This is a genomic window from Nostoc sp. DedSLP03, from assembly GCF_034530815.1.
Taxonomy (GTDB): Bacteria; Cyanobacteriota; Cyanobacteriia; order Cyanobacteriales; family Nostocaceae; genus Nostoc.
Genome location: NZ_JAVRCK010000051.1, coordinates 35,392 through 61,949, shown reverse-complemented (window position 1 = coordinate 61,949; position 26,558 = coordinate 35,392). Strand labels below are relative to the sequence as shown.

At 42.4% G+C, this 26,558-nt stretch carries 23 protein-coding genes; 9 read left to right on the top strand and 14 right to left on the bottom strand.

Features of this window, described 5'->3' with window-relative positions:
* The first annotated feature begins 323 nt into the window (after nucleotides 1-323).
* The 3 genes from RM368_RS23050 (at nucleotide 324) to RM368_RS23040 (ending at nucleotide 3,940) form a co-directional block, all read left to right on the top strand.
* On the top strand, nucleotides 324-2,162 hold the full coding sequence (locus RM368_RS23050; RefSeq protein ID WP_322696195.1) for a bifunctional serine/threonine-protein kinase/formylglycine-generating enzyme family protein: 1,839 nt from the start codon (nucleotides 324-326) through the stop codon (nucleotides 2,160-2,162).
* A gap of 26 nt (nucleotides 2,163-2,188) precedes the next feature.
* Nucleotides 2,189-2,650 carry a hypothetical protein gene (locus RM368_RS23045; RefSeq protein ID WP_322696194.1) on the top strand — a complete coding sequence of 154 codons (462 nt, stop codon included), beginning with the start codon at nucleotides 2,189-2,191 and terminating at the stop codon, nucleotides 2,648-2,650.
* A 615-nt stretch (nucleotides 2,651-3,265) separates the two neighbouring features.
* Nucleotides 3,266-3,940, top strand: coding sequence for a hypothetical protein (locus tag RM368_RS23040; protein WP_322696193.1), 675 nt, complete (start codon nucleotides 3,266-3,268; stop codon nucleotides 3,938-3,940).
* 328 nt (nucleotides 3,941-4,268) lie between these two features.
* Here RM368_RS23040 and RM368_RS23035 read toward each other — a convergent pair whose 3' ends face one another.
* The 11 genes from RM368_RS23035 to RM368_RS22985 form a co-directional block, all read right to left on the bottom strand.
* Nucleotides 4,269-4,526: a GNAT family N-acetyltransferase gene (locus tag RM368_RS23035; protein ID WP_322696192.1), complete on the bottom strand. Its 258-nt coding sequence runs from the start codon at nucleotides 4,524-4,526 to the stop codon at nucleotides 4,269-4,271.
* A gap of 23 nt (nucleotides 4,527-4,549) precedes the next feature.
* A complete protein-coding gene (gene hpxZ, locus RM368_RS23030; protein ID WP_322696191.1) occupies nucleotides 4,550-4,936 on the bottom strand; it encodes an oxalurate catabolism protein HpxZ in 387 nt (128 codons plus the stop codon).
* A 150-nt stretch (nucleotides 4,937-5,086) separates the two neighbouring features.
* Nucleotides 5,087-5,863 carry a sulfite exporter TauE/SafE family protein gene (locus RM368_RS23025; protein ID WP_322696190.1) on the bottom strand — a complete coding sequence of 259 codons (777 nt, stop codon included), beginning with the start codon at nucleotides 5,861-5,863 and terminating at the stop codon, nucleotides 5,087-5,089.
* 16 nt (nucleotides 5,864-5,879) lie between these two features.
* Nucleotides 5,880-6,536 carry an HAD family hydrolase gene (locus RM368_RS23020; RefSeq protein ID WP_322696189.1) on the bottom strand — a complete coding sequence of 219 codons (657 nt, stop codon included), beginning with the start codon at nucleotides 6,534-6,536 and terminating at the stop codon, nucleotides 5,880-5,882.
* A 156-nt stretch (nucleotides 6,537-6,692) separates the two neighbouring features.
* On the bottom strand, nucleotides 6,693-7,655 hold the full coding sequence (locus RM368_RS23015) for a DMT family transporter (RefSeq protein ID WP_322696188.1): 963 nt from the start codon (nucleotides 7,653-7,655) through the stop codon (nucleotides 6,693-6,695).
* Between the two features lie 508 nt (nucleotides 7,656-8,163).
* Nucleotides 8,164-9,078, bottom strand: a complete 915-nt coding sequence (locus RM368_RS23010) for a TauD/TfdA family dioxygenase (RefSeq protein ID WP_322696187.1) — start codon at nucleotides 9,076-9,078, stop codon at nucleotides 8,164-8,166.
* Nucleotides 9,079-9,154: 76 nt separating this feature from the next.
* The gene (locus tag RM368_RS23005) at nucleotides 9,155-9,955 is read right to left on the bottom strand and encodes an SDR family oxidoreductase (protein WP_322696186.1); all 801 of its coding nucleotides are present in this window, start codon (nucleotides 9,953-9,955) and stop codon (nucleotides 9,155-9,157) included.
* Nucleotides 9,956-10,377: 422 nt separating this feature from the next.
* On the bottom strand, nucleotides 10,378-11,763 hold the full coding sequence (locus RM368_RS23000; protein ID WP_322696185.1) for an eCIS core domain-containing protein: 1,386 nt from the start codon (nucleotides 11,761-11,763) through the stop codon (nucleotides 10,378-10,380).
* Nucleotides 11,764-12,120: 357 nt separating this feature from the next.
* Entirely contained in the window at nucleotides 12,121-13,176 is a 1,056-nt protein-coding gene (gene acsF, locus RM368_RS22995) for a magnesium-protoporphyrin IX monomethyl ester (oxidative) cyclase (protein WP_322696184.1), read from the bottom strand.
* Between the two features lie 391 nt (nucleotides 13,177-13,567).
* Complete coding sequence (locus RM368_RS22990; RefSeq protein ID WP_322696183.1) at nucleotides 13,568-15,319, bottom strand: ABC transporter ATP-binding protein; 1,752 nt, start codon at nucleotides 15,317-15,319, stop codon at nucleotides 13,568-13,570.
* 247 nt (nucleotides 15,320-15,566) lie between these two features.
* On the bottom strand, nucleotides 15,567-16,217 hold the full coding sequence (locus RM368_RS22985) for a hypothetical protein (RefSeq protein WP_322696182.1): 651 nt from the start codon (nucleotides 16,215-16,217) through the stop codon (nucleotides 15,567-15,569).
* 403 nt (nucleotides 16,218-16,620) lie between these two features.
* Here RM368_RS22985 and galE point away from each other — a divergent pair, with 403 nt between their 5' ends.
* The gene (gene galE / locus RM368_RS22980; RefSeq protein WP_322696181.1) at nucleotides 16,621-17,619 is read left to right on the top strand and encodes a UDP-glucose 4-epimerase GalE; all 999 of its coding nucleotides are present in this window, start codon (nucleotides 16,621-16,623) and stop codon (nucleotides 17,617-17,619) included.
* 123 nt (nucleotides 17,620-17,742) lie between these two features.
* On the opposite strand, the gene RM368_RS22975 is transcribed toward galE, so the two are convergent.
* Nucleotides 17,743-18,444 (bottom strand): hypothetical protein, encoded by a 702-nt coding sequence (locus tag RM368_RS22975; protein ID WP_322696180.1) that lies wholly within the window; start codon nucleotides 18,442-18,444, stop codon nucleotides 17,743-17,745.
* The gene (locus RM368_RS22970; protein ID WP_322696179.1) at nucleotides 18,419-19,690 is read right to left on the bottom strand and encodes a sulfite exporter TauE/SafE family protein; all 1,272 of its coding nucleotides are present in this window, start codon (nucleotides 19,688-19,690) and stop codon (nucleotides 18,419-18,421) included. Before RM368_RS22970 ends, RM368_RS22975 begins: the two co-directional genes overlap by 26 nt.
* A 309-nt stretch (nucleotides 19,691-19,999) precedes the next feature.
* Here RM368_RS22970 and RM368_RS22965 point away from each other — a divergent pair, with 309 nt between their 5' ends.
* From RM368_RS22965 to RM368_RS22945, 5 genes are all read left to right on the top strand, one after another.
* On the top strand, nucleotides 20,000-21,334 hold the full coding sequence (locus RM368_RS22965; protein WP_322696178.1) for an ABC transporter substrate-binding protein: 1,335 nt from the start codon (nucleotides 20,000-20,002) through the stop codon (nucleotides 21,332-21,334).
* Between the two features lie 80 nt (nucleotides 21,335-21,414).
* Nucleotides 21,415-22,326: a sugar ABC transporter permease gene (locus RM368_RS22960; RefSeq protein ID WP_322696177.1), complete on the top strand. Its 912-nt coding sequence runs from the start codon at nucleotides 21,415-21,417 to the stop codon at nucleotides 22,324-22,326.
* Between the two features lie 3 nt (nucleotides 22,327-22,329).
* On the top strand, nucleotides 22,330-23,214 hold the full coding sequence (locus RM368_RS22955) for a carbohydrate ABC transporter permease (protein WP_322696176.1): 885 nt from the start codon (nucleotides 22,330-22,332) through the stop codon (nucleotides 23,212-23,214).
* Nucleotides 23,215-23,348: 134 nt separating this feature from the next.
* A complete protein-coding gene (locus RM368_RS22950) occupies nucleotides 23,349-24,440 on the top strand; it encodes an ABC transporter ATP-binding protein (protein ID WP_322696175.1) in 1,092 nt (363 codons plus the stop codon).
* 161 nt (nucleotides 24,441-24,601) lie between these two features.
* Nucleotides 24,602-25,651, top strand: coding sequence for a M28 family peptidase (locus RM368_RS22945; RefSeq protein WP_322696174.1), 1,050 nt, complete (start codon nucleotides 24,602-24,604; stop codon nucleotides 25,649-25,651).
* A 117-nt stretch (nucleotides 25,652-25,768) separates the two neighbouring features.
* Here RM368_RS22945 and RM368_RS22940 read toward each other — a convergent pair whose 3' ends face one another.
* Nucleotides 25,769-26,191: a hypothetical protein gene (locus RM368_RS22940; protein ID WP_322696173.1), complete on the bottom strand. Its 423-nt coding sequence runs from the start codon at nucleotides 26,189-26,191 to the stop codon at nucleotides 25,769-25,771.
* Between the last annotated feature and the right edge of the window lie 367 nt (nucleotides 26,192-26,558).

The window sequence follows — 26,558 nt, the reverse complement described above, 5'->3', positions numbered from 1 at the left end:
TTTTATCACCCAGTCAGTTTAAAAGATGTTGGTAATGACAAGCCTTTATAAGGGGAGGGTTAGGGTGGGGTAAACAAAGATTTGATACACTACCACAAACTTTTCAAACATCCTCTAACGTAACTCTCTTAAATTTTGAATTTTGAATACTTCGGCTACGCTCAGTACAAGTTTTGAATTTTGAATTATATTCATCCTTATGCCCTCGTGTAAACATAGTTTTAAATACATAAATAAACTTCCGTGTTCGCTTCTCTACATAACTGTTTTCAATTAGATAATATTGGGGCTAACTTTGGAGAAGATGCTATTTCCCCCTCATTATGCAAATCTGCCAAAATCCCAATTGCTCAAATCCATTCAACTCTGATAGCAATAGATTTTGCGTAAGTTGCGGACAAAACAACTTTGGCAAACTTCTCAGAAACCGTTACCGCGTATTAAGACTCTTAGGTGAAGGTGGATTTAGTAGAACATATTCTACAGAAGATGTAGACAGACTAAACGCCCCTTGCGTCATCAAGCAATTTTTCCCACAGTTCCAGGGAACAGGACAACGCACTAAAGCCGCAGAATTTTTCAAAGAAGAGGCTTTTCGGTTGTATGAATTGGGAGAAAATCATACCCAAATTCCCAGATTACTAGCTTATTTTGAACAAGGTACTAGCTTGTATCTTGTACAAGAATTTATTCAAGGAAAAACTCTCTTACAAGAAGTTCAGCAGCAAATTTATGGCGAACAACAAATTTGGGAACTTTTAGCTGATTTATTGCCAGTTCTGGAATTCATTCATACCCATAACGTCATTCATCGGGATATCAAACCAGAAAATATTATCCGCCGTGCAAGTGATGAAAAACCTGTCTTAATTGATTTTGGCGGTGCTAAACAGGTAACACAAACCAGTATTGGAAGACAAGCTACGGTAATTTATACCCTTGGCTATGCCCCAACAGAACAAATGGCTGGATTTGCTTGTCACGGCAGTGATTTGTATGCTTTGGGTGTAACTTGTGTGCGTCTTTTAACTCAATGTTTGCCCTTGCAGGATGCTTCTGGACAAATTAATGACCCTATTTATGATGCCATGAATGCTAAATGGTTGTGGCGCCAACATTTACAGAAAAAAGGTATTGCTATCAGCGACGAACTAGGAAAAATTTTAGATAAATTACTCAAACATCTACCGAGTGAAAGGTATCAAACAGCAGTTGAAGTCATCAACGATGTCAAGTTTGCCACATCGAACATTGAACCTGTTGCCTTAAAAATTGTTTCGATGCCTCAATCTATATTATCGCCGCTACCACAAAAAGTAATCGTCCCATTACCTTCATTAGAAACCTTTGAATTTGATGTAGTGACAGTAGACACAGGTGGTAGAGAAGTAAACCGCATGAACTGTAATGCAAACTTCTTTGCTGAAGAATTAGGTAAGTCTGTCACATTAGAAATGGTATCGATTCCTGGTGGTACTTACATGATGGGTTCACCAGAATTTGAAGGAGATGCTGACGAACGTCCACGACATCAAGTTACCGTTGAACCATTTTTTATGGGGAAATTTCCTGTAACTCAAGCACAATGGAGAGTAGTAGCAGCTTTACCCAAAGTCAAACAAGCTTTAAATCCCCATCCATCGAAATTCAAAGGTCTAGATAGACCAGTAGAAAATGTATCTTGGTATGAGGCTGTGGAATTCTGTCTCAGACTATCAGAAAAAACTGGACGCGACTATCGTTTACCGAGTGAAGCCGAATGGGAATATGCTTGTCGGGCTGGAACTACAACATCCTTCCACTTTGGCGAAACCATTACCTCTGAATTAGTCAGCTGCACTATAGAACCAAAAAGCAAATTCCGTAAAGAAACAACAAACGTCGGTAGTTTTGAAGTCGCCAACGCCTTTGGATTGTACGATATGCACGGGCTAGTTTGGGAATGGTGTGCTGATTCCTGGCATAACAATTACAATGACGCACCCGTAGATGGAACAGCTTGGGAAGTTGGCGGCGATATGAATCGTCGGGTGCTACGCGGTGGTTCTTGGAGTTTCAGTCCAGAATTGTGTCGCAGTGCTAGCCGTAGCTGGAATGAGTCAGACGGTGGACTGAGGGTTTGTGGCTTTAGAGTAGTATTTTCTGTAGAGGAAATTATTTAGTAATTTAATACCAAGCTATATAAATTATGAACAATAGAATTGAAAAAGGTGACATAGTAATTATAAATAAAAGTGGAAAACATTATCAGCAAGTGGGTGAAGTTAGTCAGGTAGATTACAATATTTTCTTTGTCAAAATAGTTTTAGTAAAGTTAGGCGATCGAGAAGAAGCCTTTGAAGAAAAAGATTTACAATTACAAACTAAAAAGCCGAGTCTACAAGAAGTTATTACATCAATAGACAAAATTTTAGAACAAGTCGATCGAATTCAGCACTTGCCGACACAAGAAAAAGTAGAGTTACCCAACCGTTTGAAATATCTGAAATTAGATATTCCTAAATTAGATAAGCAATTGATTCAAAAAAACTTTGACAGTATAGATAAAATACTTGCAGCAACAAGAAAAGTAGACTTTTCAGCCAGCTTTTGGCAGGAAATAGATCCTAATTTGGAGAAAATAAGCTGGTGGATTAGAACAAGTCTGTGAACTAAGAAGTAAATCGGCGACAAAAAATCAGCTTTCTCTAGTTCTCAGCTAGAGTCTGGGAATACCTATTGTAAGGATACGCCTCTTAAATTTCCAGCAGAACCGCTTTTAAGGCATTACCTCTGGCTGGAAACAAAAACTTTCTCTTGTGTTTTGGCTGAAGTTGATATGCATGAGCATTGCTGTGCTTTTATCAAGGTATTTATATCATTTTTTTATCATTATTACACTGAAATTATATAAGACATTATTGCAACTCTTAATTTAAACTTATCAATAATTAAAGGTAAGCTTATGTTTGACCATTTCATAATTATTAGGTTAAAGGGTAAATAATTGGCATTGGACATAATTAAACGTAACTATATTTTTTTCATTTTCTATCCTTAAAGCTTTATACTTTATACTTTACGCTTCATTCTGATGATTGATTTTTATTTGTAACTACTTACTTAACTTGATTTTTGAAATGCCTGGTTTAAATTTTGTTATTAACTGCACGTTTACGTAAACTTAACTTTGACGAATATTTTTTTAGAGTAAATTTTGACTTTATATATTAATAAAAAAGGTTTTATTATTTAAAATAAAATACAAAGATCATCAGAAATATATATGCATTTTTCTCAGTTTGCAGGGATTCTTGGTTGTACTACAGCAGCTTTCATCTCAATAGCACCCATACAGGTAGAAGCTGCAACTTTTAAAGTGATATCTGGAGTCACCAGCATCGATCGCGATCACGAAGAGATTCTTAGTAGTATTGGGCTAAACTTGACAGGTACTAATCAGACAGTTGCACCAATTCCTAGCAATTATTTAGTTGGTTTCAACATCGACTCAGCCACCAACTTCACGTTTAGTGACGAGGGCGGTTTTACTCCGCTCTCAGGTACAATCGAGCATACTGGTACTGTCACATTCAACAATCAAATTACTGTTGGTAACTTTTCAATCGGTTTTGCTCCAGGACGTACTGTCACAGGTGCCAGCGGACTTGTTTTAAGAGACACGTTTTCTTTAAATACAATTTTGTTTGATTTGAGCGCTCCAGGACTTGTGGCATTTGATGGCTACAATTTAACTATCCCTGATGTAAAATTGTTGATTTCTCCAGAGTTTGCTAATATATTAGGCGACTCTCAATTGACCGGTTTGTTTGCTGGAACTGCACGAATTGATGCTCAAGTTGCTGCCGTCCCTGAACCTGATAGTGTACTAGCAACTTTAGTCGCAGGTGCGGCTCTTTTAGCAACTAGATTTTATACTCAAAAAATTAAATGCACCTGAGATTTTGAAGCATAGCCAACCAAAAGTTTGCTCTACAACCTAACACTTCATCCTTTTCAAATCTCGTTCCTAGTCTTTGCTGGAACGAGACAACCCAATTATCACTCCTTTCTGAGTGGCGATTCTCACTTCTTTACTCAGCACAGGCTAAACGTCTCGCTAACGCTTAGTAAAAGTGCCCTATGACTAAATACTTTCCACTGTCATGCTGATGCAATGGCTAATACCAATTCAATTAATGATTGCAAGACATCCTTGGGTGAAGACGCGATTCATCGCGTCTCTACAAATGGTCTATTTGTCGCATTCTTTTTTTAAACTGGTATAACTACGTTCCTCTAAGATTACTTGTTGTAAAAAGTTTACTTTCTGAGCGCTGCACAGCATATATATAGTGCGGTATGTTGCGCCAGAGTGTCTCTTGAACGACCTTGAGTCCGTTCTTTTCAGCTACGCGGCGAGAGGGGATGTTCTCTGGGCGAATCAGGGAAATGACGCGATCGCAACCCAACACGTTAAAGGCGTAGTCTTGGCAAGCTGGCGATCGCTCTCGATCGTAATCAATGTACTCGAATTCAAAATTCAAAATTCAAAATTAATTTTTAAAATTCACACTGGCAATAATGAAACATGGGCTGAAACCACTTTCCAGCCTTCAGTAAACCTGTACCAAGTCTGGCTTTGTCGCCCGAAACGCTCTACACCATTGATGATTCGGCGAAATTCTAAAGTTACTGTTGCGGCATCTTTCCCAAAGGTTACAACCTTGAGATTCGAGATTTCTCGCTCTATTTTTGGGTTTGATCGATTCTGACGAAAGTTACGAATTTCATCACCGCCATAGAGGTTTTCTGTGATGCCAAACCGCACTACTTCGGGCGCATCCCAAAACAACCTATCCATCACTTCCAAATTATTATTAGAAAGGGCTTCTTCATACTTCAGGTACAAATCAGTTACTTCAGCTACAACAGCAGGGTCATTTATAGTAGTCATTGTTGTTACCAATTTTTGATGTTATGGCTAGATAATGCACTCTTTCAAATAGCCAGAGTTATTTTTCAAATTTCTAGAACTAAAAGCACGCAGCATGACCTGTGATTTATTTGATGCTTGCATACATCACCCCTGAGTCCTTCCCAGTTCTTAACCGTGAATAAAAAAGTAGGCAGTCATCGTAAAGGCAACAATCATCACAAATTTCCGAATTAAGTGCGGTTCAAGTTTACGAGCATAATGGGCGCTTAAGTAACCACCAAGAGAGCCACCGACTGCCATCAAAATAGCTTGATGCCAAGCAATCACACCAGCAAAAAGAAATGGAACGATCGCAATACCATTAATACAACTCCCTAAAAATGTTTTAAAAGCATTCATTTTGTGGATACTTTTGATACCTAAAAACGTTAGAGCTGCCAGCATTAAAATCCCTATACCTGCGCCGAAGAAACCACCATAGATGGCGATCGCTAGTTGAGCCAGTACCAAATTAAACAACGGTACAGATTCCGGTGATGTATTCTGACTTTTACGCTGCAACCACTTTTTGAACGGTTCGCCAAAGGTAAATACAACTGTTGCTAGCAGCAATAGATAGGGAATCAGCTTTTTAAAGACATCTGGCGATGTATACAACAAAGCTATGGAGCCAATCATGCCACCAACTAAACTGACACCACATAAAAGTAAAAAATCTCGCCGCTCGATGCCCAAATCTTGACGATATGCTCCCGCACTGGCTAGAGCAGCCACCCAAATTGCAGTATTATTGGTGGCGTTAGCTGCGATCGGGGCGACACCTGTAAAGATGAGAGTTGGAAACGTGATAAAGCTTCCACCACCCGCTACAGCATTTAAGCCGCCTGCAATGAAAGCGGTACTAAACAACAGCAAGCTATGGATAAACGTTAATGATGGCGGCATTATTTTGAATTACGAATTACGAATTACGAATTATAAATCTGGGAATATCACTTGGAGAATGGGCAATCAAGTCAGCACCATGAGCTTTTAATTCCTCCTCAGTTCCATAGCCATAGGTGACACCAATTGAGGCGATTTGATGGCGCTTGGCTCCAATGATGTCATGTGAGCGATCGCCTACCATCACCACAGTAGAGGGTAAAAGTTTTTCTGTTAATAAAATATGGTGAATTAAGTCACCTTTTATGCTCCGCGTTCCGTCAAGTTCACTACCATAAATACCATCAAAAAGCAATGACAAGCCAAAATATTCAATAATTTGCGTAGCATAAATATATGGTTTAGAAGTTGCAACAAAAGTTTTATAACCAGCAAAACGAATTGCTTTTAAAACTTCTGTAATTTGGGGATAAAGTGAGTTTTCAAATAATCCAATTGTGGCAAAACGACGACGATATAGTAAAATAGCTTGTTCAATTACTGTACCATCCAAGGTATTGAGTAATTGCGAAAAGCTATCTTTCAATGGTGGGCCAATACACCAATTTAATTCATCAGCATTCGGTGGTTCGTAACCAAGTTCAGAGAGCGCATACTGAATGCAACTTGTAATGCCAGGTTTCGGATCTGTTAAAGTCCCGTCTAAATCAAAAAGGATAGCGGAGAAAGGCATATTTTAATTCGTAATACTTCGGCTACGCTCAGTACAAGTTCGTAATTCGTAATTCGTAATTAAGAAAGTAACGTTCTAAAATTAGCCCATGCCCCATACTTCGGCTACGCTCAGTACAAGCGCCCAATGCCCCATGCCCAATTCCCAATTCCCAATTCAACTTCTAATTTTGAACGATTTCATAAACCCTTCTGCACTAAGTAAGGCGATCCCCAATGTGACAACACCAATCCCTACACTTTGAATCACGTTTAAAGTTTCGCTAATCGTTATCCATGCCATTAACGCTGTCAATGCTGGACTGCTAGAGCCGATTATAGAAGCGGTAGATGCGCCAACCATCCGAATCTCCACATTGTTTAGAGTGTGTCCGAGAAAGCTGACAAGACCAGAAAATATGCTGCCAATCCATAGGGGTGTCCAGTCAAGTTGGGTGTTATTAGCTGGCCAGAACAGTAAGCTAATACCGGAGAGTAGTAGAGTACAGGCAAAACTGATCCACGTAAAAGGAATTGGATGGAATTTTTCTAAACATTTTTGAGCAATGATGCAATAAAAGGCGTAAACGATCCCAGCGCCAAAACTAGCGAAAATACCGATCGCAATGGTATGACTGCTGTAGGTAGCAGAAGATTGGGGAATGGTGAGAGCGCTTCCTACCAGAATAATAGCCATTACTAGCCAACGGAACAATGTGGGGCGTTGGCCAAAAAACTTCCAAGATAGCAGCGCTGTAAATACGGGATAAGTAAAGAAAAGGGTTAAGGCAATACCTGTGGGAATCAAGCCAATAGCAATGTAGAGTGAGGCAATATATACAAACATCAGCACTCCACAGCTAAGAGCTTGAATTAGAATATCCCTACGCTTGCGGGCGAACAAGTCTTGAAATTCTGTCCAAGCAGATGGATATAGCTTGAATGATAGAGATGCCATGAATGGAACCACCAGCAGCATTCGCATGAACATCAGCAAAAAGGAATTCTGCAAATCCGGTTTAACGTATCCACCGAGCAAAAATAAACCTAGTACGAGATGTTCTGAAAACAAAACTCGGACTGTAACGTTGTGAAACGTTAAAACAAAGGAGGATAGTAGAACCGTTAGGATGCCCAACACGATAAAAAGTTTCCTTAGAGACGACTTGATTGTATTGTTAAAATCACTGGAATAACAAACCAGATGAAGTTTGAAGAAATCAAAGCCGTTATTTCAAAAATACTGCCAGACGGTTAAAGAGACGCGATAAATCGCCGTCTCTACTCTTAATTTATCTATCAATTATTTATTGACAGACTACTAGTGTTGCTATCCGTGCAATGCGTGCATAAGGTGAGTTAGGTGTATAGAAGAGTTTCATAAAAAAGCGCGATCGCCATTAGTCAGCAGAAGGTTAAGCCAGCAAGGGGGAGGGAACAGGGAATGTGGAGTTCAAAGGCTCATTAATGAAGCTCAAAGACTCATTAATGGAGTTCAAAGCCTCATTAACGAGTATCAAAGGCTCATTAATGAAGTTCAAAGGCTCATTAATGAAGCTCAAAGACTTATTAATGGAGTTCAAAGCCTCATTAACGAGTATCAAAGACTGATCTCCTATTCCCCATACCCCATGCCCAATACTTAAGTATTATGCAGTCACCACCTCACGTCGGTTGTACTGAGAAGCATCTCCCTTGATGGCTTCACTTTGTTTACCATCGATGCCAACTGGAAGGTCGCCGACAATTGTAACTCGTTGAACGTGGCGGGGCTGGTCGCCGTAATCTGCGATCGCATAATGTTGAGTAGCCCGATTATCCCAAAAAGCAACATCACCAACTTGCCAACGCCACCGGACTGTGTTCTCAGGACGTGTAATATACGCTTGCAACAGCCGCAGAATGTCATCTGATTCAGTTGTTGATAAGCCACGGAACTGGCGCACAAATCCGCCGATGAATAGTCCACGCTCTCCAGATTCGGGATGGACGCGTACAACTGGGTGCAGAGTCTCGTATACAGTGGAGGTGAAGACAGCCCGGTAAGCTTTGGCATCTTCAGGTAGGTCGAATGCAGTAGCATAATCGTATTTGTTGCTATGTACTGCCCAAAGTTGGTCTGCAAGATTACGTAGATGAATAGGTAAATCTTGGTATGCAGTGACGGAGTTTGCCCAGATTGTATCGCCACCAGTTGGCGGAATTTCAAGCGCTCGTAAGATAGAACCGAGAGGAGGACGGTCTACAAATGTTACATCTGTATGCCAGCTATTGGCGCGGGAAGTGGTACGCCCATAATTCAGGTCTAAGACTTCTGGGTTTTCTGGCAGCGATGGTACAGTGGGGTGGGCTGTAGTGACTTCACCAAAACGACGAGCGAAAGCAACCTGTCCATCAGCATCAAGCTGTTGCTGACCACGGAAAAAGATCACTTTGTATTTGACTAGAGTCTTGCGAATATCACTGATGATGTCATCGCTGAGTTTAGAACTCAGATTAACACCAATAATTTCAGCACCAATACGTCCTGCAACTGGTTTGATGTCAAAGTATTGAGAACCCATATTTTTATCTCCAAGAAGTTTATGTTTTGACAAATGTAGAGACGCGATTCATCAGACGCGATGAATCGCGTCTCTACTAAACACCAGGGGTAGATCCGCCATCAACGATAATCTCCGTTCCTGTAATTGATGCAGCAAGATCGGACACCAAAAATAGCGCCAGCGCGGCAATTTCTTCTGGCTGGGCGATTCTTTTTAAAGGAATACTTTGGACATTTTGTGCCTTTACTTGCTCAACGGTGATGCCTTGCGCTTGGGCATTTTGCCGCGCTAAAGTCTCGGCACGCTCAGTAGCTGTAGCACCAGGGGAGATAGCGTTAATGCGAATCTTGTACTCGGCTAGTTCTTTAGAAATGCCCTTTGTGAAATTCAGCAAAGCAGCATTGCTTGTACCACCAGCTAAGAAGTTCGGACGAGGTGTCCGTCCTGCACCACCGACTATATTGACAATCCGCCCATCACCGCGACTTTTTTGATGGGGAACGACGGCTCTAACTAAGCGGATATAGCCTAATAATTTTAAGTTCCAAGCATCCAAAAATAAATCATCAGTGGATTCTAGGAAAGATCCAGCACGGGCTGATCCGGCATTGTTAATCAAGATATCAATCTGATTAAATTGGGCTAATGTTGTGGAGACAACTTTTTCAACATCCTCAGCTTTCATTAAATCGGCGCTGATGGCAATAACTTTAGCGCCAGAACTTTGTAAGGACTGGATGTCTGCTACAGCTTGATCTAAGCGTTCTTGATTGCGGGCTGCGATCGCTACATTCACACCTTCACTATAAAGAGCTTTGGCCGTAGCTAAACCAATTCCTGCACTTCCTCCTGTAACGATCGCAGTTTTACCTGATAGTTTTAGTTCTAAGCTCATACAAACTTACCCTCAAAAATCTAAATAATTTAGTTGCGAACCAATAATATTGCTGATTGAGAACCTGTATTGTGGATATCCAAAATGGCTTGATTTTCTTCACAAGTGCAGCCCAGAAGTATTTTGATTTCTGTATCCTGTTTTTCCAAATCAACACTACAAATGACGGCGGTTGCTTTTTTACTGGTTAACGAAATTCAAAAACAGCGGTATCTTGATAAACTTACAGTATTTTATGACTTGTAAAAAGAAAAGTATCACAGACAGCCAGAAGAATCAAGCACCTTGTGGAGAAATTCGCTGTTGACACTTGCACTTTAGTCAAGCCAAATAGCTTTCGTATGGTTCGGCGTTCTTTTTATGAATTCAAACAGTGTAAACGCGAAAATTATTAGCAGGTCTGCGTTATGGTGTTTTCGCCTTTATTGTTGAGTTTGAACCTCTACTTTTGCATCCGATTCATTTCCACTTTGAGAAACTTTTTCTGGGCCGCACTGTACCGGAGTTACTCCTGTACCTTGAGTGAGTCCGTGTTTCGTTGTGGTGTCGTAAGCATTATTATCAGTATTTGCTTGGGCGTAAGTATCGTTAAAAATCTTGTCAGATACTGAGGTTGTTTTGCCAAGAAGCTTTTTGTGTAAATCCTTAAAAGCCTTCTCGTCAATACTAATGTGCCCATTCTCGTGTGTATCAAGAGCGCTATAAAACCTTGCCCATTCTTTTTTAACAGGTTCGCACTGTTGGTCGAGTTCCGTCCAGACGGGCATTGCCTTAGTTTCTGTTACTAAGACATCTGCTTCGTAGACAATTTCATCAGATTTATCTTCTGCTTGGTAAGTTTTGACATCTTTTTCGGGGGCACAAGTAACACTGCCCGCTTCGCCCTTTCCTTGTGATGTTAAGTTTGTAATTGCTTCGGTAATATTTTTTCCAGAAGCAGTAATTGTGGTATTTTTTTTGTCAATTTTAGTTGTGCCTTTTTTGGGCGGCATACCACTAGATGTCTGTTCAACAGGGGCTGGTGCTGTAGATGCATCGCTTTGTTTTTGCACTTTGCCTGTCTGCTGTACCACATGGGTTAACTCATGGGCTGTCAACTCGTTATTACCAGGTGATTTCTCGGCGCTAAAGTAAATATCACTACCATGAGTAAAGGCTTGCGCTCTCAACGACTTATTCATCTGCGTAGCATTGGAGTCAGTATGTACTCGCACATCGTCGAATTTACTACCAAAGCGTGGTTCCATAAACTCTCGTACTTCGGGAGATAACGGGCTTCCTCCACCCTTACTATTATCTAACTGACTCTCAATATTATCTTGGGTTTGAACGCTGCGATCGCTAACGCGTTGTAGTGACAACTCGGTTTCTACTTCTTGTTCTTCTTGCTCACAATCTGCACATTCTCGCTGTACTATATGTGAATCTATTGCACCGATATTTATATTTGACTTAAGTCTAGGTAGAAGCATAATCTGGTCAGCTGACTGCTCATACTGGTCTTTTGGCTGGCTACCTATAAGTTGCGGCTGTGGACGACGCAAAGATATCCGACTAATGTCGTGAACAAGAGGTTTTTCTTTAATAGCTTCTGGTTCTAATAATTGCTCATTAGCAGACGTGGCTTCTTGAAGGTCGCCATTGAGCGCAGTATTATTATTTGTTGGTAAACCAAAACCGCGTGTTGGATTGGCCAATGTGGGAATATTGGATGAGACAAGCGATGGATTCGTAAAATTTGATGTCCCTATGTGGGGCCCCTTCCATGTAGTTAAAGGCAAAGCGGCTTGTCTTTTAATGTCGCCCATCTCTCAATTCCTACATTTTCTAGATTAATTAGTAACCTCTTACATATTGCATTCCAGTATCTTCTAAGTAGGTAGACATAATCAAATATAAAATCAACTCCTAGTTTGTAGTGAACGATTTATCGCTCAGAGCAAGGATTATCAGGACTAAAGTCCTGACTACAAACTTGAAATTTATTTATGCCTAGATACTTATACAAAAATTTAACTATTTTATTGACATCCTGATGTATAGACTTTAGTCTAGTTTTGTCATTATTCAGCTACCCAAATATTCAAAAATTGACATTTAGTGAAATTAATTATGCGTTATTGAGAACACATCATTAATTTCACAAGCAGATGTCTAATCAATAGCTAACGAACCGTTCCCCGCAGGGCTTCAGCATCAATTGGTTTGATGAGGTAAATTAACAGCAGATTCCAAACAATTGCTGCAATCAAAGGTAGTTTGCGAATTAGCTTCATTAATTTCGGATTATAACTGCCTTCAATCTCTGCAATTTTCAGGTTGTAACCTGCACAGCGTTGCAGACGTGGGAAAAACTTGGGATGTTCGGTATTCAACATTACAGGAAAAGCCCGTCCTGCGGTTTCATTGGTGTTGCAGACAACTTGGATATCAAATTCTGTGGCATCAAGTCCCAATGATTTGTAGAACCCAGAACGTTCATGAACTGTCAGGGTGTGAGTAGCAAATACTGACAGCAAGAAAAAACGACTCCACAGCCTAGATTTCCAGGTGTTCCAAAGTTGCGGTTGAGAACGCAATAATGCCTTGAATATATCTCCGTGACGGTTTTCGTCTTGACACCAGCTCTCAAAGTAGCGGAATATGGGGTAAAACTGGTTTTCTGGGTGCTTTTCTAGATGCCTGAAAATAATAATGTAACGCCAGTAACCGATTTTTTCTGAGAGGTAAACGGTGTAAAGTACCCATTCAATCGGGAAAAATGTATAAGTGCGGGTTTTAGTAACAGCGCCTAAATCAAGGGAGAGTTTAAAATCAGCCATTGCTTTGTTGAGAAATCCGGCGTGGCGAGCTTCATCACGCGCCATCATTTGAAAGATTTCCGCTAGCACTGGGCTACGATTTTTTAGCTTGCGGGATAATTCCTTGAATAGCAAGAAGCCGGAAAACTCAGAAATGCAAGAACGTTCCAAATACTCTATAAACGCCTGCCTTGCTTCACCGTCAATGTGTTCCCAAGACTGCTCAAACGCTTCATCCCGGACAAAATGGTGCCGATTGTAGTCTGTCCGCATTTCTGTCAACATCGCCTGCAATTCCGTTTCCTGGGCAGACAAATCCAGCTTGGCTGCGGTTTCAAAATCTGTAGTGTAAAACCGGGGGGTGAGTACAGTTTCTTTGCTGGGGGTTTTAGTTTCTGGCTTGGGTAGGGTGTTAACCATGAGTGATGAGGCGAGCGAGTCAATAGTTCTATAACTATAAAGCTATGACAAATGCAATTATTTTGCTAGACCTATTTACAATCCTTCAGTAAAGTCAAAATTTCTGAATTTTTCTTCAACGGGTCGCGCCCAAGAAGGATTCGCCAATTTCAGCCAAGCGTAAAAGGGACTGGGGACTGGGAACTGGGAAAATATTTCAAAATTTGCTGTGGGTAATAGCCCCGAACATCATTTTTGAGCTGATTACCCAATCCCTAATCCCCATTCAAATCTTCCCAATCCCTAGTCCCTAACTCAATCATAATTCTTTCCCCCTGCTCCCGTTCGGCTACGCTCACGGCAAGCCTGCTCCCTGCTCCCTGCCCCCTGCCCCTGCTCCCTGCCCCCTGCTTCACCGCAGTAATTCCTCAACTTGATGCTGGCTCCACAATGTTCTGTATAAGCCCTGTTGTTGTAAAAGTTCTAAATGATTTCCGACCTGCACAATTTTTCCCTTTTCCATGACAAAAATTCGGTCAGCTGCCGCCGCCGCTGATAATTGATGCGTAATAAAAATTACTGTTTTACGTTCAGTACCACTGGAGAGATTTTTGAGGATTTTCGTAGCTGTTTGATTATCTACACTAGAGAGAGCGTCATCCAAAATTAATACTGGAGCATTGACCAACATTGCTCGAGCCAAAGCAGTACGTTGGCGTTGACCGCCAGAAAGATTAATACCGCGTTCGCCAACAATAGTTTCATATTGTTGGGGAAAATTCTGGATTTCTGATTCAATTTGGGCAAGTTTAGCGACAGCTTCTACCTGCTGTTGTTCGCTAACTGGATCGCCGTAGCGAATGTTATTTTTGATTGTAGTGCTAAATAGAAAGCTATCTTGAGGAACGTAGGCGATCGCACCTCGTAAATCTGTCAAAGCGATCTTAGTAATATCTACCCCATCTAAAAACAATTGTCCTGATTCAACATCCAACAAGCGCGGTAAAGCATTGGCCAAAGTGGATTTACCCGAACCAATTGCCCCAACAATCGCGACAGTTTCTCCAGGCGCAATGGTAAAGTTAACATTTGCTAAAGCTGGAGTCGTGGAACCAGGGTAATTGTAGGTGAGATTTTTAGCTGTTAGTTCGCCTTTGAGTTCAGCCACTGGCAGATGTATGGCATCGGCTGCATCTTTAATTTTTGGTGTGACAGAGAGAATAGCTTCAAGCCGATCGATACTAACTTCACCGCGTTGGTAGGCAGTAATTGTAAATCCTAAAAGAGCAGTGGGGAAAACTAGACGCTCTACATAAATTAACAATGCTAAAAAATCGCCGACCTGAAGTGTCCCAGCAGACATCCGTGCCGATCCTAGCCAGATGATCACCAGCGAACTGATATTAGCTAACCCACCAATTAGCGGAAACAGTGTATTGCGGAGTTTTGCCAATTCCAGGTTAGCAGTCAATAGCTGCTGATTTTTCTGGGCAAAAGCTCGACGCTCGTTTGCTTCTTGAGCATAAATTTTTATTAAGGCAATGCCACTGATATCCTCTTGGATGAGTTCGCTGATGTCAGAGAGTTGCTCTTGGACTTTTGCTTGTTGTTTGCGTAAGCGATCGCTAAACAGACTCACCAATAAGAGCATAAAAGGGTATACTGCCAGGGCGGCTAGGGTGAGATCCACACTAATTGTCAGCATTACTGGCAGTGTCAGGGCGTAGGCAAACATCGTATTTGCCAAACTCAAAACCGCAAAACCCAATAACCGCTTGATATTCTCCACATCGCTAGTAGCACGACTAATCAAATCGCCAGCAGTAGTACTGGCAAAATAACCAGGCTCTAGTTTCAGTAAGTGTTCAAAAATCCGTTGTTTCAGGTCAAATTCCACCTGACGCCCCACCCCAAATAGCCAAATGCGTGATGCCATCCGCATTAGCCACATTGCCGAACTAAGCAATACAATAACTACTACGTAATGCAGTATTTGGTTCCAGCTGAAGGTTGTCGAGAGTTTGTCAACACCAGCACGAATCAACCAAGGGATATAAACACCCAGTGCATTGACAGACAACAAAGCGAGAATACCCAAGGAGGCTTCTTGCCAATGGGGTCGTAGGTAAGCACTGAGTTTAGCGATTCGTCGAGATTTTGCCATTAAAGCAATTGTGCAACTTTATCATCTAGATTAACTGCTAGTCCAAGAAGGCAGCTATGAAGAGGAAATATCGCTTGTTAGAAATTCAGCTTTTGTTACCCCTTTTAACTGGATAGTTATTGCCATTCATTACTAGTAGTCCATCACAGCAACTTTAATGAAGAAATAAGTTCGTAGTAAGGACTTTAGTCCTTTGATTCATGGCTCAAGCGCTTACTACGAACCAATTATTGTTCTCTTGCCTTGATTACCGCTGAACACGCAAGAACCTGTAAATTTCAAGGAGATAACTTTCCCAAGTTCTTGTTGTCAATTGCAATGTTTCCGAATTTGGTACAAAGTCTTCAAGTCGTAAACCGCGTGTGCGAATATCTTGAGGACTTCCTTGTAATAAATAGGGAGGCACTCTCAAATTATAAGAAAGAATGCTATCCCCCGTTACATCTGAGATATTCGCTGTGGTGGGTTGCCCTAATGCCACCAGTGTCCCAGATGTTGGTGTAGCAGTTGCGACAGACGTTTGGCCCGTCATTGCTAGAGGTGCTCTATAAAGGAAATAGGCGACTGCTGGTGTACTTGCTAACAGCAAAATAGTCAGTGCCCAACCGATCAAGTATCCTCCTGGTTTATCTATTCCACCTCCTTTGATTTTCTGAGCGGCAAGAATCATCAGTAAAACAGAGGCTCCTAGAGGCTTGAGTGGAAAAGATAACATCCTCCACAACGACGCCACAGCAGGTTCACTGGGGTTAAGAAATGATAGGGCTACGATTACCAAGATAACGACTAAGATTAATCGTCCGACAAAAGTTCCAGAGGGATAAAATCGCTGGAACAGAGAATAAACGATAGTGCCAATCAGCAGCCACAGCAGTACCCGGCTTAACAATAGAAACATAGACTAACTCTCAAATTTTCTGGTGCAGTGAGCCAGTGTGGTGGTGTTCGCGTAGCGTCTCCGTCAGGAGAGGCAGTCCGTTTTGATCGGGGTTGCCCCCAGAAAAGACTGCCATGCAGGGAAACCATACATAAAACAACTGGCGACTTCTTACTGATAGCGACGTTATAAGCGTCACCCGTAAGGCTCAACCTAGAGGTTTCGGGAAATGGATTTATTTTATTGTCAAATTGTAATCGTACTGTTTGACTTAAAATTTCTCAAACCTCACACCCAATGACTACCGTCGTAGTGATTTTAGTGCAATTTTTTGACACTGCGTCTATTATTTATAATTTTCCAGAAGAGTAATCTAGTACCGGTAAACTAAATTAATTAAGTAATCGACTCAAAAGGAAAAACTATGTCGCCTGGAAAGCCTACTATTCTGGTAACGGGGGGAGCTGGATATATTGGTTCTCATACAGTGCTTGCTTTGAAGAAAGCGGGTTATGGCGTTGTCATACTTGATAATCTGGTATATGGACATCGCGATCTAGTAGAAGAGATTTTACAGGTAGAACTGATAATTGGGGACACAAGCGATCGCGCCTTGCTCGATCGTGTATTTAAAACCCACGATATTGCCGCAGTGATGCATTTTTCTGCTTATGCCTACGTAGGAGAATCGGTGAGCGATCCGGCTAAATATTACCGCAATAACGTCCTTGGTACTTTGACCCTGTTAGAAGCGATGCTGACAGCATCTGTAAAGAAATTTGTCTTTTCTTCTACCTGTGCCACCTATGGGGTACCGGAATTCGTGCCCATTCCAGAAACCCATCCCCAAAATCCGATTAATCCTTATGGCGCGACAAAGCTGATGGTAGAAAGGATTCTCTCTGATTTTGATGTTGCTTACGGTTTGCAATCAGTGCGTTTTCGCTATTTCAATGCTGCTGGTGCTAATCCCGATGGCTTACTAGGCGAGGATCACAACCCAGAAACCCATTTAATTCCCTTGGTGCTAATGACAGCTTTAGGGAAACGAGAATCCATTTCAATTTTCGGCACTGATTACCCCACGCTCGATGGTACGTGTATTCGCGATTATATTCACGTTAACGACTTAGCAGATGCCCATATTTTGGGATTGGAATATTTATTAAAAGGTGGCGATAGCGAAGTTTTTAATTTGAGCAATGGCAGCGGTTTCTCCGTCAGAGAAGTCATAGCCGCAGTCGAAGAAGTGACAGGAATTAGCATACCAGTAGAAGAACGCGATCGCCGTCCTGGCGATCCCCCGGTTCTCATTGGCACCAGCGATAAAGCCAGAACAATCTTAGGCTGGCAACCTCAGTATCCATCCATCAAAGATATCGTTGCTGACGCGTGGCAGTGGCATCAGAAGCGACATAAATAAGGGCATGGGGCATTGGGCATGAAGAAGAGACAAGGTAGACACGGAAGAGGGGGGAGACTTGGGAGAGACTTGTTCAATAATTGCCCCTTGTCTCCCTTGTCTCCCTGCTCCCCTGCTTCCTCCCTACTCCCCACCCCTCCTCATACTTTGCATGACGACAACTAAGATGCCGATAAATCCGAGAATTGGCAGTGCGATCGCCCAAGTTGGTAATTGTTGAGATTGACCTTCTACTAAATCATCATTGACATTTCGCAGGTTTTGTGGGTTCTGCGTAGACCCGCCCCCTGTCACAGTCACTTCAAATTTGAACTCAAAGGGTTTGAATCTTGCCCCAGAGGCAGGTTTGCCATTTAGTTGCAACTCATAAAGACCTGGCTTGGGAAAGACAACTTCTGCACCTGGAATGCCTTGATAACGTTCTGCTGACACAGGTTGTAACTGTGGTTCTAAAAGTGGTGGCTCTCCGGCTGCATAAGGTTCGGCATAAACAGCCAACTGACAATTACACTGTGACAGAGGAATCACCTTTCCACCTCTGCGGGTAAGTGCAAACCAGGCTTGGCTTGGTTCTCCAGCACGGGGATTATCGTTTGGTTCAATGTGGAGAGTGCCGCCAACATCTGAGGCTACTTCCACTTTATGAGCAAAGGCAGGGTAAAGATTAGTTATTGATATAACTAAGCAACTGAGGAATAATAAATACTTTATTGTTCCTTGATTCTTCCAGAAAATGTTTTTGAGAAGGTAACGCCTCTGTTTTTGACTCGTTGAAACGGAGCCAGAAAATAAAGATGATTTACCGCGATTTGGTTGGGGGAACATAAAACTTTTCTACGGCTAACTTTGACCAAAAAAAGCGCGATCGCACTAGCAAAACACTGAGAGTAACAATTACCATCAGTACTGCCGCTAATTTATTTCCCCAAGTTGATTGCAAGGAACCCAGGTAATGGGAACCAATCAACACAGTATGAATGGCACTCAAGAGCAAGGCTGGCACACTTAATAGATGAATCTGTCGCCAACGCTTGCCCAAAGATTTTTGCAACGATTCCCAACTTGTAAAAGCGGCGGGGGACATTAATACCAATGCTACAGCACCCGCAGCCATCCCCCACTGAAATTCTGGCGGCAGAAACGAAAAGGCGGCAAAATTCCATTGCAATGAGTGTTCTATCATGTGGAAGGTGTGAACCACAGAAAGCACAAAAGCTCCCACTCCCAAGCCGCGACGATAACGCAGTGGTGAAGCCCACAAGCCACTAATCGGACGCGCAATTAAGGCCAAAATTAAGCAGATTAAGGCGGCGTGTCCGGTGTAATCTACCATTGTGTCACCAGTCCGCAGCAAGGTGATGATGCCAATGGTGAGTGTTACCCAACCGCCTAATCGAAACAACTGACTGCGCCTGTCTTTACTTACCAAAGATGTGGAAACGCCTACACCTAGCATTGTGGGCAAGGTTCCCAAGCCAAAAGCCAGCATAGTAGCTGTACTCATCCATATATTGCCAGTTTCAGCAGCTTTAATTTGGGCAGCATACAGGAAACCACAGGGCATTAAACCCCAAGTCATCCCTAAAAGCATTGGCGTCCACCATTTGGTTTTTAAGGAAAGTTTAAGCATTCCGCTGCTGAGGCGATCGTGTAAACTACCTTGCAATAGGGGATGTAATACGGGAATACGCGGTAATAAATCGGGTTTTAGTTGTCCTAAGCCAAACCAAATCAACATCACACCAGTCAAAATTGCCATCCAGCGCCGGAAGTCGCTGCCAACACCCGCTAGCTGTCCACCTTGCAGCAATACCGAACCTAGCGCCCCAATGCCAGCACCGACTAGAGCATAGCTCAACATCCGTCCCAGGTTTAGCAGGATATGAAATTTTAATTGCTGTTGCCAAGTATCGGGTTTTTCTAAGGTTAATGTCCGTCCCAAGGAGACTGTTTTTGGACTTTTCGGCTGATGAGACAGAGAAAATGCCACTGTTAGCGGGCCACACATCCCAAAGCAGTGTCCAAAACTCCCCAGGAACCCCAGGATTGCGATCAGCAATAAATCTACCATAAAAAAAGTTCCGAGTTCTGAGTTATGAGTCCTGAGTGTCCGAATAAAGATTTTGAAGAAGTAATAAGAAATTTTTCTTTTCTTCTTACTCAGTACTCAAAACTCCTCTAGTGCGGAACTGTAAGTGAAGTTGCGATCGCTGTCAAAAGACAAAGCGTCAAACTTGATGTTTTCTCTATTGAAGAATTCTGTTTGATAAATTAATTTTACTTATAAAAAACCGTAAAAAAATAATACGAAATAATCTTTTTTGAGATGTTTTATGTTTTTATTTCCTAAGAATTACTACTAGCGATCGCTACATTGATAATGTTGTACCGAAAGCCAATAAACAATTTGCAAAAATTCATTCAAAAACAAAGTTATCTGCATATAGGGGTTTTTCTGGCAACTCTCTTGAGCATTATATTGTTCAGTTGGGTAGCACTCTCGCAACAACCAGTTACCCTCAATCTGTTAATGACTGCCCCTGATGCCCAACCTTGGAGGCAGGGTTTAATTAAAGACTTCGAGGCTGAGAACCCAGGTATTCGCATTAACCTAGTTGAAGGGCCTAATGCCACAAATTTGCTCGAAGACCTGTATACCTCATCTTTTATCTTGGGTGAATCTCCGTATGACCTGATCAATATGGATGTGATCTGGACATCCAAGTTTGCTGCTGCTGGATGGTTGCTACCTTTAGGCGATCGCATTTCTAAAAAAGAGTTAGCAGCATTTTCACCACAGGATGTAGAAGGGGGACGTTATCAAAACCAGCTGTACCGCATTCCAGTGCGTTCCGACGTAGGAATGCTCTATTACCGGGAAGATTTAATCAAACAAGCCGGATTGCAACCACCAGAAACATTTGATGATTTGATCCGAATTTCCCAAGTTTTGCAGAAGAAAAAGCAGGTGAATTGGGGCTATGTTTGGCAGGGTCGCCAATATGAAGGACTTGTGGCGATGTTTGCGGAAGTCCTCGATGGCTTTGGTGGCTTCTGGGTTAAACCCGACACCCTTGAAGTTGGACTAGATCGACCAGAAACATTAAAAGCCATTGAGTTTCTACGTAGTACCATCAGCGAAGGCGTTTCTCCGCCTGGAGTCACAACCTATCAAGAAGAAGACACCCGCCGTTTGTTTCAAAGTGGTCAAGTAGCGTTTTTGCGTAGTTGGCCTTATGCGTGGCCTCTAGCCCAAGCAGAAAATTCGCCAATTCGGGGCAAAATTGCGATTAAACCGATGGTTCATGCTCCTGGGAAGACGGGAGCGGCTTGTCTTGGGGGCTGGGGTTTAGGGATTGCGAAATCTTCTCAACATCCTGAAGAAGCTTGGAAAGCAATTCAGTATTTTACCAGTCGGGAAGCACAGCGCCGATTCATTTTCAGTGCAGGTTATGTGCCCAGTCGCCGGGAACTGTTTACAGACCCAGGGATTGTTTCTAAATACCCCCACTATCCGCAGTTATTGGAGGTTGTGGACAATGCAGTTTTACGTCCACCGATCGCGCAATATGCTCAAACATCAGATATTTTACAGCGTTATCTCAGCGCTGCATTATCCGGTCGAATGAATCCTGAACGAGCAATGCAAGCTGCTGCTGCCGAAACACGCCGACTGCTGGCGGCAGGGGGAAAGCAATTAAAAATTAAAAATTAAACAACTTGTGCTTTCTGCCTGCTCTTTGCCAATGCCCAATACCCAATGACCAATGACCAATGACAAATGACAAATGACAAATGACAAATTTACATACACTTAGAAATCGAGAACAACAGACAGCCTGGATTTTATTAACACCAGCATTGCTGCTGTTGTTGTTTGTATTTGCCTACCCGATTTTACGAGCATTTTGGTTAAGCGTATTTACTAGAAATTTGGGAACAGAGCTACAACCCGTATTCTCTGGTTTGGAGAATTATGTGCGGATGGCGGGGGATGGTCGTTTCTGGCAGAGTTTGTGGGCGACAACCGTGTTCACAACAGCATCAGTAATCTCAGAACTACTGCTAGGACTGGGGATTGCCCTAGTTCTCAATCAGGCGTTTGTTGGTCGGGGCATAGTGCGTACAACCGCCATTATTCCTTGGGCTTTGCCTACTGCTTTGATTGGTCTGGCGTGGGCTTGGATTTTTAACGACCAGTTTGGGGTTGTGAATGATATTCTGCTGCGCTTGGGGCTGATTAAAACTGGGATTAATTGGTTAGGAGATCCAACGCTGGCAACGATCGCAGTGGTTTTTGCTGATGTTTGGAAAACTACGCCGTTTATTAGTATCCTGTTGCTGGCTGGGTTGCAGTCGATATCAAAAGACCTCTATGAAGCTTACTCAGTCGATGGAGCAACTGCTTGGCAAAGTTTCCGCAATATTACCCTGCCATTACTGCTGCCGCAGATATTAATTGCAGTGCTATTTCGGTTTGCTCAAGCTTTCGGAATTTTTGACTTGATTGCTGTGATGACTGGGGGTGGCCCTGGTGGCGCTACGGAAGTGGTGTCATTGTACATTTACTCCACGGTGATGCGCTACTTAGATTTTGGTTATGGAGCAGCCTTGGTAGTAGTGACATTTTTAATATTAATTGCGGCAGTGGCGATCGCTAGTTTCTTACTTAACAAATACCGCGCCAAAACATCAGGAGCTATTTAACCGATGAGTGTAACTCCCCAAGCAGTGCCAACGACTCCAAAACGAACCGGGGGAACCAAGTTTTCTCTAAAAAAAATCTTGCTGGGCATCATAGTTGTATTAATAGTGCTATTTAGCCTAGCACCAGCTTTATGGCAATTGCTGACCTCGTTTAAAGTAAATGACGATATTGCCGCCGTTCCTACTGTTTATTTCCCCACACGCTTTACTTTCAATCACTACATTGAGTTATTCACCCGTCGTCCATTTTGGCGCTACATCTTCAACAGCGCTTTTGTGTCGATTACTTCTACTGCTGTAGCTTTAGCGATCGGCGCACCTGCGGCTTATGCTCTGGCACGGTTACGCCCTTGGGGTGAAAAAGTTATCCTCGCCAGCATTTTAATTGTTACCTTATTTCCTGGAATTCTCTTGTTCTTAGGACTATTAGAAATTATCCAAACGCTGAAATTAGGCAATAATTATCTGGCGCTAATTATACCCTATACTGCGATCAATTTGCCGCTAACAATTTTAGTACTTAAAAGCTTTTTTGAACAATTACCAAAAGACTTGGAAGATTCTGCTAGGGTCGATGGTTACAACACCTTTCAACTATTATGGCAAATCGTGCTACCCATGACCCTTCCCGCCTTAGTGACTACTGGAATCCTTACCTTTATTTTTGCTTGGAACGAGTTTATTTTTGCCCTCACATTTATGACTCGTGAAGAGTTGAAGACAATTCCCGTTGCTGCGGCTCAGTTGGGTGGTGCGACAATATATGAAATTCCCTATGGCCCGATCGCTGCTGCAACTGTCATCGGGACATTACCCCTGATTTTACTAGTTTTGTTTTTCCAGCGCCGGATTGTCCAAGGTCTTACCGCTGGTGCTGTCAAAGGATAGGGGTGAGCAGGGGAGAAATCAATTCAAAATTCAAAATTCAAAATTCAAAATTCAAAATTCAAAATTAAAGAACTTCTGCCTCCTGCCTCCTGCCTCCTCTTTCCCAATGCCCAATGACAAATGACAAATGAAAAATGGCTAAACTCGAACTTAAAAACTTGAATAAAACCTACAGTCCTAAAGTCGTCCCTGTTAAAGACGTTAGCTTAACTGTAGATAACCATGAGTTTCTCACTTTACTTGGCCCTTCTGGCTGTGGCAAATCCACCGTCCTACGCATGATTGCGGGTCTTGAAGAACCGACTCGCGGTCAGATCGAAATCGGGGATGTAGATGTCACCTATAAACGAGCAGCCGATCGCAATATTGCAATGGTATTCCAAAGTTATGCACTCTATCCCCACATGACGGTGTACGAAAACCTCGCTTCTGGACTGAAGCTGAAAAAAGTACCACCGACAGAAATTAAACAGCGAGTGGCAGAAGTGGCAGAAGTTTTAGGATTAGCAGAGTTAATGAACCGTAAGCCTGGTCAAATGTCTGGAGGTCAACGGCAGAGGGTTGCTGTCGGTCGTGCTTTGGTGCGTAATGCCGATGTCTACCTGCTGGATGAACCTTTAAGTAACCTGGATGCACTATTGCGGGAAAGAGTCCGAGCCGATATCAAGCAAATTTTTGCCGCTCAAAAAGTGCCAGTTGTTTACGTCACCCACGACCAAACCGAAGCGATGACGCTCTCTACGAAAGTTGCCTTGCTCAACGATGGCTATGTCCAGCAACTCGATCCGCCTGACCGCATCTATAACCATCCAGCTAATCTATTTGTGGCTGGATTTGTTGGTAGTCCGCAAATGAATTTGCTGACTCTACCTTGTAAGGGAAAATACGCGCTCCTGGGTAATTTCCAAATCCTTCTCCCAGATATACCAACTGTACCACCGCAGATTGTTCTGGGAATCCGCCCAGAAAATGTCCGCGTTGCTCAACCGGGTGATAGCCAGACTATTCAAGGGCGAGTGTTTTTAGTGGAAAATTTGGGTATGCACTATTTGGTCAGTGTCAGGGTTGAGGGTTCACAAACTGGAGCGATTACGGTACGTGCTTTGTTGCCAACAGACCAAAATTGGAGTAACGAGGATATTACACTCGCATTGCCCCCTGAAGATATTCACTGGTTTGATGTGCAATCTGGCCATGCTGTTGTTAAAAGACAAATGTTAGGTTAACGCAAGCAAGAGATGCGATGAATTGCCGTCTCTACAATAATCAGATTTATCGCGTCTTTGCGATCTCGAATTTTCATCAAAAAACCTTAACCAAAGCAATCCTAGAAAATGATGCTTGGGGATTTGCGCTACCCTAAGTCTGGAAGCCAAGGATAAATTAGATGAGAAAATGGATTTGGCTGATGCTGTTGGTGCTGATGACGGTTGCCGTGTTGGGTAGCAGAGGTAGCACGTTTTTTGAACAGCGTCCCTCACCGACAATTGTTGAGCGGATTCCGGTGGGAACACCCGAACTACAGGCATCAAGGGAAGTTGATATTACTCCCCAAGTGTCTACTGAGAAGTTGTTAAACCATATCCAAAAGTTGAATTTTCAGCGCTACACCACAAAAGAGCGATCGCTTACTCGCACTTATATTACAACTGAACTGAAAAAATTCGGCTGGAAACCTAAATTAGAAAACTTCTCTGACGGTGTGAATATTTTTGCCGAACGTCCAGGAACGAATAAAGCCGCGAAAGCAATTCTTGTAGCAGCACATTACGATACTGTTGCCTCTTCCCCTGGTGCCGATGATAATGCCAGTGGTGTAGCTGTAGTGCTGGAAGTCGCTCGGTTACTCGGTTCTCGTCCTACGCCACGGACGTTACAGCTAGCTTTTTTTGACCAAGAGGAAGCAGGACTTTTGGGTAGTCAGGCTTTTGTGAGTAAGACAGCACGCTTGCAAAATTTAGGCGGAGCGATCGTTATGGATATGGTAGGTTACGCTTGTTACACTCCTGGATGTCAGAAATACCCTGCCGGATTGCCTGTTACGCCACCTAGCGACAAGGGCGACTTTTTAGTAGTAGTCGGTGATACAGAACATTTGCCTTTCTTAAATGCCTTTCAAAACTCACAAAATATCCCCTCAACCGCCCTGAATAAACAAAAATCAATGCCAGCAGTTCTAACATTACCAATTCCTTTTAAAGGTTTACTGACACCAGACACCTTACGCAGCGATCATGCACCGTTTTGGTACCAAGGCGTGGGTGCTGTGCTGGTGACAGATACCGCAAATTTACGCACTCCGCACTATCATAAACCTAGCGATGTGCCAGCGACTATCGAGCGATCGTTCTTCAGCGGAGCAGCACAAATTGTAGTTAATGCGACTAGTGCCTTATTAGAGAAAAATCAGATTTTGGAAACTCAAGCACCAAGCTAACTTACGAATTACGAATTATCTTTACCAAAAACGACTCATGATACAAGCCCCTCTCTTACAAAGTTCTGAGCAGAGGAAACCTCCACTCAGACTTTGCGCTAAATTTATTTATGGGGATCATGAATTTTGAATTTTGAATTTTGAATTTTGAATTCGGAGCAAAGCGACGTGACTAGCTTTTGGTTCAGGGAAAGTCAATGTCCAATTATTTTTATCATTGACCTGAGAATATAAACCTTGCAGAATAAGCCGCAGAGTTTTTCGAGTTCTAATAGCCTTCTTGACCAGATAAGTTCCTGGTTCAGCAAAGATATCATCAAAGTTTTGTTTATAACCAAATTGTTTTGAACAGTAACTACCAGCACCTTGGACTGTTAACACAAAAAATGGAGCTTGTTTGTATTCATCAGGAATCATAAAGATGCCATATACATGATGACGACCACGCCACGGCTGAACAATAACCTTAGTAGCATGTACTTGGAATTTTGTAGTTTTTGATGCGATAAAAGCCTCGAAATTGCAATCAGAATCATTCACAGGCCACCACAGTGTAATAATACTCAGAGAGAGCAGAAAAATTAAAATATAGGGTAGTCTGTGACGCATAAAGCCAAGAAAAATTGTTGATGCGGCTGGGGGAATTTGATGAGTAACGATTCACCTGCAACACCTCTGCAAAACGTTTTAAACAGCAAAGACAAAACATTAAGCAGTTGGTTAAATTTTTCTGTCAAAAAAAAATTGCAGATTGTAGATGCGTAGTTTACCGCCGCAGGTATCGCTTTCCCTGTTCTAGTAGCTCCGTTACAGTCTTAAACTTAGCTGAGAAACAATCGAGCTTTTGTGGCTGTTAACACTGATTTATGCTCAAATTTTTGGCTGTAATGAATTCTACAATTCGTTA